This is a genomic window from Allobosea sp. P1_A7, from assembly GCF_056406775.1.
The window spans coordinates 1-6,148 of sequence record NZ_JBFTZN010000327.1 but is presented as its reverse complement, the minus strand read 5'-3'; the positions used below and the strand labels follow the sequence as shown (position 1 = coordinate 6,148).

General features: G+C 65.8%; 8 protein-coding genes and 2 pseudogenes. 7 read left to right on the top strand and 3 right to left on the bottom strand.

The window, feature by feature from the left end:
* The 4 genes and pseudogenes from AC1D34_RS32945 to AC1D34_RS32930 form a co-directional block, all read left to right on the top strand.
* Positions 1-1,304 (top strand): LLM class flavin-dependent oxidoreductase (locus tag AC1D34_RS32945; protein WP_476826506.1); only part of this gene is annotated, 1,304 nt, incomplete at its 5' end.
* Positions 1,305-1,402: 98 nt separating this feature from the next.
* Positions 1,403-2,434: an ABC transporter substrate-binding protein gene (locus tag AC1D34_RS32940; protein ID WP_476826505.1), complete on the top strand. Its 1,032-nt coding sequence runs from the start codon at positions 1,403-1,405 to the stop codon at positions 2,432-2,434.
* 3 nt (positions 2,435-2,437) lie between these two features.
* Positions 2,438-3,333, top strand: a pseudogene (locus tag AC1D34_RS32935) (ABC transporter permease).
* A complete protein-coding gene (locus AC1D34_RS32930; RefSeq protein WP_441508790.1) occupies positions 3,309-4,058 on the top strand; it encodes an ABC transporter ATP-binding protein in 750 nt (249 codons plus the stop codon). Before AC1D34_RS32935 ends, AC1D34_RS32930 begins: the two are co-directional and overlap by 25 nt.
* A 122-nt stretch (positions 4,059-4,180) precedes the next feature.
* Here the strand turns inward: AC1D34_RS32930 and AC1D34_RS32925 are convergent.
* From AC1D34_RS32925 to AC1D34_RS32915, 3 genes and pseudogenes are all read right to left on the bottom strand, one after another.
* A pseudogene (locus AC1D34_RS32925) lies at positions 4,181-4,276 on the bottom strand (ABC transporter ATP-binding protein); the annotation flags it as partial.
* Between the two features lie 88 nt (positions 4,277-4,364).
* Positions 4,365-4,562: an ATP-binding cassette domain-containing protein gene (locus tag AC1D34_RS32920; RefSeq protein ID WP_441508804.1), complete on the bottom strand. Its 198-nt coding sequence runs from the start codon at positions 4,560-4,562 to the stop codon at positions 4,365-4,367.
* A gap of 41 nt (positions 4,563-4,603) precedes the next feature.
* Positions 4,604-5,098, bottom strand: a complete 495-nt coding sequence (locus tag AC1D34_RS32915) for an ATP-binding cassette domain-containing protein (RefSeq protein ID WP_476826504.1) — start codon at positions 5,096-5,098, stop codon at positions 4,604-4,606.
* Between the two features lie 9 nt (positions 5,099-5,107).
* On the opposite strand from AC1D34_RS32915, the gene AC1D34_RS32910 reads away from it, so the two are divergent.
* The 3 genes from AC1D34_RS32910 to AC1D34_RS32900 all read left to right on the top strand — a co-directional run bounded on the left by AC1D34_RS32910 (position 5,108) and on the right by AC1D34_RS32900 (position 5,985).
* Complete coding sequence (locus AC1D34_RS32910; protein WP_476826503.1) at positions 5,108-5,275, top strand: hypothetical protein; 168 nt, start codon at positions 5,108-5,110, stop codon at positions 5,273-5,275.
* Positions 5,276-5,360: 85 nt separating this feature from the next.
* Positions 5,361-5,675: a hypothetical protein gene (locus AC1D34_RS32905; protein WP_441508791.1), complete on the top strand. Its 315-nt coding sequence runs from the start codon at positions 5,361-5,363 to the stop codon at positions 5,673-5,675.
* A gap of 64 nt (positions 5,676-5,739) precedes the next feature.
* Complete coding sequence (locus AC1D34_RS32900; RefSeq protein WP_441508792.1) at positions 5,740-5,985, top strand: hypothetical protein; 246 nt, start codon at positions 5,740-5,742, stop codon at positions 5,983-5,985.
* Positions 5,986-6,148 lie beyond the last annotated feature (163 nt).

Sequence of the window (6,148 nt, the reverse complement as noted above, 5' to 3'; positions counted from 1 at the left end):
ATCCCGGCGGGCATCATGAGGCGGCCTGGCGCTACAAGGAGTCTGAGCCGCGTCGGGTGCTCGAAATCAGCTATTATCAAGAGCTGGCACGCCGCGCTGAAGCCGCCAAGTTCGATGCGATCTTCTTTGCCGACGGCCCCTCGCTGCCGGAGAACGTCCGCTACTCCTCACGCATACGCTTCGAGCCGGTGACCTGGCTCACCGCAATCGCGGCGGCAACGAGCAGGATCGGACTGATCGGCACAGCCTCGACCACCTACAACGAACCCTACAATCTTGCTCGGCTGTTCGCCTCGCTCGACCACATCAGCGGCGGGCGGGCGGGCTGGAATATCGTCACCACCAGCGATGCCAGCGCGGCCCAGAATTTCGGCTTGCCGGAGCATCCGCCACACGGTGACCGCTACGAGAAAGCGCGCGAGTTCCTCGAGGTCGTCACCAAACTCTGGGACAGCTGGGAGGATGAGGCGCTCGTCGTCGACCCCGAAAGCGGCGTCTTTGCCGATGCCGACAAGGTCCACCGCATCGACCATGCCGGCAAGCACTATCGGGTGCGCGGGCCTCTCAACGTCTCGCGCTCGCCGCAGGGCCGACCGGTCTATGTCCAGGCGGGCTCGTCAGAGGATGGCCGGTCCTTCGCTGCGCAGCACGCCGAGGCGATCTTCACCGCCCACCAGAACCTGGCAAGCGCGCAGGCCTTTTACGCGGACATCAAGAAGCGGGCCGTCGCGCTCGGCCGCCGGCCTGAGCAGATCCGCGTCCTGCCCGGCATCAGCCCGTTCATAGGCTCGACGCAGGCCGAGGCCGACAAGCTGGAGGAGGAAATCAACGATCTGATCCAGCCGGCCGCGTCGCTGGAGCAACTCAAGCGCATGCTCGGCGTCGATCTGAGCGGCTTTGATCTCGACGGTCCGTTCCCACGCCATGTGATCGATACCAGCGGCCCCAAAGGCGTTGCCAGCCGCTTCCAACTTGTGGTGGATATCGTCGATCGCGAGAAACCGACCATTCGCCAGCTCATCAAGCGTCTTGCCGGAGCGCGCGGCCATTGGGTCCTCGCCGGCACGCCGGAGCGCATCGCAAACGAGATCCAGGCCTGGTTCGAGACTGGCGCAGCCGATGGTTTCAACGTCATGCCGCCCTGGCTGACCGGCGGCTTCGACGTTTTCGTCGCCGAGGTCGTGCCCATCCTTCGCAAGCGCGGCCTGTTCCGCGAGGAGTATTCCGGCACGACGCTGCGTGACCATTACGGCCTGCCTCGGCCCGAAAGCGGTTATGCCGCGGCCAGGCGCAAGAGCGCCTGAGCCCGCCTGGGCCAGCTGCATTTTCCCAAACGTGCAACGCAGCAACGCCGCGAGGCGGAGCCGCCTGATGCGTCGCGCACACGTCCTGAGGACATCCGATGAAATTATCGCACGGCCTGCCATCGATCTTCCGGAATTTGCTTGCGGCAGCCCTGGTGCTGGCTGGTCCCGCCAGCGCTGGCCCGCTGGCGGAGACCGCGCCGCTTCCCGGCAGCATTGCGCCGGGGACGAAACTGGTGATCGGCGACCCGCAGACGCGCGTGGCACTCACGCTTTCGGGGGAGTTCGCGAAACTGCCGTTCAAGGTTGAGTGGGCCAATATTTCCGGCGGGCCGCAGACGATCGAGGCCTTTCGCGCAAAGGCCCTCGATATCGGCTCGGTGGCGGACATCCCACCGATTCACGCCCAGTGGACCGGCCTTGACGTGAAGATCGTCGCGGCGAAGTTCCGGCCCGATCCGATCGGCCATCCCATCTACGTCATCGCCACGGCGCCGGGCTCGGGCATCGCGAAGCTGGAAGACCTGAAGGGCAGGAAGATCGCCTTCAGCCCGGGCCAGGCGCAGGGGGCGCTGGTGCTGCGGTTGCTGAAGAAGCTGAAGCTCAGCCATGGCGATGTCCAGCTTGTCGAGTTGCCCAGCGTCGGCGATGCCTATGTGAACGCGTTGGCGAGCAAGCTTGTCGACGCGGCCCCGATCGCGGAAGCCAACAAACAGCGCTTCGTCCAGAACTATGCCAGGGACGGCGCCRAAGCCCTGCCGCACGGTCTGCGCGACGACCCTTCCTATCTCTACGTGGCGAAATCCTCGCTGGAGGATCCGGACAAGGCCGCCGCCATCCGCGCCTATGTCCAAGCCTGGGGCCGGGCTGTGAAGTGGATCGAGACCCATCCTGAGGAATGGATCACGGGCTATTACGTCAAGGACCAGGGCCTGAAACCGGAGGCCGGACGTTTCCTCGTCGAGTCCAACGGCAGCCCGGTGCCGCTCGACTGGAGCGGCGCGATCGAACGCCAACAGGAGACGATCGATCTGCTCGCCGAAGAGCTGAAGAAGCCCGTGCTGAAGGCGCGATCGCTGTTCGACCGACGCTTCGAGACGGTCGCTGGCGCGGCCTATCAGGGAGAGTGAGCCATGGCGGATCTCTCGTTCCCGAATGCGCGCCGCGCCACCGGCCGGGTGCGGCCCGGCTGGCTGCGACTCGGCGCGGCCGAGCCCATCTCAGCGACCGACACGAACGGCGCGTCGCGCCGGCGCCGTCGCAAGCTTGGACCCGGCCCGACCGTTCCCTATGGCGCGGCCATCGGACCGGCGCTTCTGCTCCTCCTGTGGAGCCTCGGCTCGGCCACCGGCACGATCGACGATCGCATCCTGTCGGCTCCCTGGACCGTGGCGATCACCGGTTGGGAGCTGGTCCAGGACGGCCGCCTGCAGGAAAACCTGTGGACCTCGTTCGTCCGCTCGTTCTGGGGGCTGTTCTGGGGCATCGTCGCCGGCGCCTCGCTCGGCGTCATCGCCGGCCTGAGCCGGATCGGCGAATATCTCGTCGATGGCCCGATCCAGATCAAGCGCGCCATTCCGGCACTGGCGCTGATCCCGTTGCTGATGCTGTGGTTCGGCATTGGCGAGGGCATGAAGATCCTGACGATCGCGCTGATCACCTTCGCGCCGATCTATATCCAGACCCATGACGGCCTGCGCTCCACCGATGCCCGCTTCATCGAGCTGGCCGAGACGCTCGACCTCAGCAACGCGCAGTTCATGCGCCATGTCGTGCTGCCGGCGGCGCTGCCTGGCTTCCTGCTCGGCCTGCGCTTCGGCGTCACCTATTCCTGGCTGGCGCTGGTCGTCGTCGAGCAGGTCAATGCCGCCAGTTTGGGTACATGATCAACCTGGCCCGGACCTATGGCCAGACCGAGGTCATCATCCTCTGTCTTGCCGTCTATGCTGCGCTCGGGCTGAGCTCGGACTGGCTTGTACGCTTCGTCACCCGAAAGGCTCTGCCATGGCGCAAGATTCTCGCGGACTGAATCCCGATCCGGTCGTGCGCGTGCGCGGCCTGACCCGGCACTATGGCGAACGGACGATCCTCGACGGCGTCGACCTTGATATCGGGCGTGGCGAGTTCGTCGCACTACTCGGCCGCTCCGGCTCCGGCAAGAGCACTTTTTTGCGCGCGCTCGCCGGGCTCGATCATGGCGTCCCGGGCTCGGGCCGGTTCGAAGCCCCGAATGCGGTCTCGGTCGTGTTCCAGGATGCTAGGCTGCTGCCCTGGAAGAAGGTCGTCGACAATGTCTCCCTCGGCTTGAAGGGCGGCACAGTCGACGAGCGGGCGTTGCTCGCGCTCGGTGAGGTGGAACTGACGGCGCGTGCCGCTGCCTGGCCGATGCAATTGTCCGGGGGCGAACAACAGCGGGCTGCGCTCGCTCGCTCGCTGGTGCGCGAGCCCGAACTCCTCCTGCTCGATGAGCCGTTCGGCGCGCTCGATGCCCTGACCAGGCTGCGGATGCAGGCGCTCCTGCTCGACCTCTGTGCCCGACACCGACCCGCGGTTCTGTTGGTGACCCATGATGTCGATGAGGCGATCCACCTGGCGCAGCGCGTGCTCGTTCTCGATCAGGGCCAATTCATCGTCGATCTGACGATCGATCTGCCCTCCGACCCGGCCCAGCGCGAACTCCGCTTCGCCGCAGTACGTGCGCAGCTGCTGACCAGCCTCGGTGTCACCGAGAAGGAATTGCGTCGCGTCGCCTGAAGTGCATCGGCCTTCGCCGTTACGTCGATGGCGGTGACGCGGACCTCTGGTCCGGTGACGGGCATAGTTTCAGGGTAGCACCTGTGCAGGTGGGCTGGCTGGGGCGCAACCTTCGGGAGTTTGGGCACCGCATCGAGCAGGCGGCGAGTGTAGGCGTGCTTCGGAGCTCCGAAGATGTCCTCCACCGACCCGGCTTCCACGACCTCGCCATCCTTCATGACGGCGATGTGGTTGCTGACATGCTGGATCACGCCCAGATCATGCGAGATGACAACATCGCCAGGCCGAGCCGGTCCTGGAGGGCGATCAGCAGATCGAGAACCTGCGCCTTCGTCGTGACGTCGAGGGCGAAAACCGGCTCGCACGGAGGGCCTGGGCAATGGCGACGTGTTGCCGCTGGCCGCCGGAGAGCTTCGCCGGCCGCCGTTGAAGAATAGTCGGAGGAAGACTGACGAGCTGGAGCAGTTCCAGAACGCGCGACGCGCGCGCGACCCTTGCTGAGATCTCCGCGCAGGCGCAGGGTTGGTCGATGATCCGTCCGACGGTTAGCGAGGATCGAAGGAACTGAGCGGGGCCTGCCGCAAAGGACGCCGCGCCCGCTCCGGCAGCGCACTCCAGGGCTGACCACGAAACAGCACCTCGCCCTCGTCCGGACGCCGCAGGGCCAGCGCCACCTTGCCGAGTCTCGTCTTTCCCGACTCCGATTCACCGACCACGCCCAAGGTTTCGCCTGTATGGACGGTCAGAGAAACGCCGGCCACCGCGGTGAACACCGTCCCGTCCCGACGCCGCCCGAACCGGACCGAGACATCGCGCATCTCGAAGATCGGCTCTCGTTCTGTGTGGGCATCCATCGCCCGGCTCGGCCGCAAGCCCGGCGATGACAGCCAGCGGTCACGCGTCGCTGCGCTCGGCACAGCGGCCGGCAGGCGTTGCGTATAGGCGTGGCGGGGACTGCCGAGAACCTGCCAGGCGGGCCCCGTCTCGATCAGTTCACCGTTCTGCATGACGGCGATCCGGTGGGCGAGCTGAGCAGCCACCGCCAAATCATGGGTGATCAGCAGGATGCCGTGGCCCGCTCCGGCAAGAGCGCTGAAAACGGCGAGGATCTACTGCTGCACCGTGAGGTCGAGCGCAGTCGTCGGCTCGTCGGCGATGAGAAGGCGAGGGCGGCCGGCGAGCGACCCGACCGCAATGCCTGCCCATGGCGGGGATGAGCATGAGCATGGCGGGAACCGACAAGTCCTGCACAGCGAGCCAGTGCTACCGCGGGGAGCCCCAACCCGGCCATCGGAGCAAGCCATGAAACGGACTACCGCACTTCTGGCTATTGCTCTCGCAGTCTTCGCGGCCCCAGCCGCACGCGCGGACGAGACCAACAAGATCGTGGAGGGCGTCATGAACCTGATCCTCTACGACAAGATGTGCGCGCCGCTAGTCGGCCACCACAGGCGGCAGGCTGAATTGGCGGCCAAGGTCGTGATCAAGGAGGTCCCGCGCAACATGCTCAACGCGACGGCGGATCGGGTGATGACTGCCCACAAGACAGCCGGCACTGCCCGGTACTGCGTAGCGATGAAGGCCAAGATGAGGGCCGCCGAACACCTTCTGCGCTGACCCTTCGCTGCGGGCGCGACCCGCAGCCCGAAGCGCCAAACGCCTTCAACGTGGAGCAAGCACGATGAAATTGATCCCCTTACTGCTGGCGGCGGCCCTCGCGGGGAACGTGGCTTCCCCTGCGGCCGCGAACGATCAGTGGGCAGTGCGGGGCATCGCGCTTGTCTCGGCCTATCACGACAAGTGCGCATTACTGCCCACCGAAGTTCTCGCGATGGCGGAGCGGCAGATCCGAACCATCCCGCGAAGCATGATGGAGGCTGCGCGAGACGGGGTGCTGGCCGAGCGGGCTGCGACCGCATTGCGCTGAAGAAATAAGCCGATCCACATTCTTCGTGCGCCAGTATCAGCCTCGCTCGCTGGTACCCACGGCGACGGGCAAATTATCATGCCGCTTCGGAGCGGCCCTCCAGCAGCCCGAGAAGGTTCATCATCTCATCGGTCATCGGGGATCTCTCGGGTCAGGGTTGGCG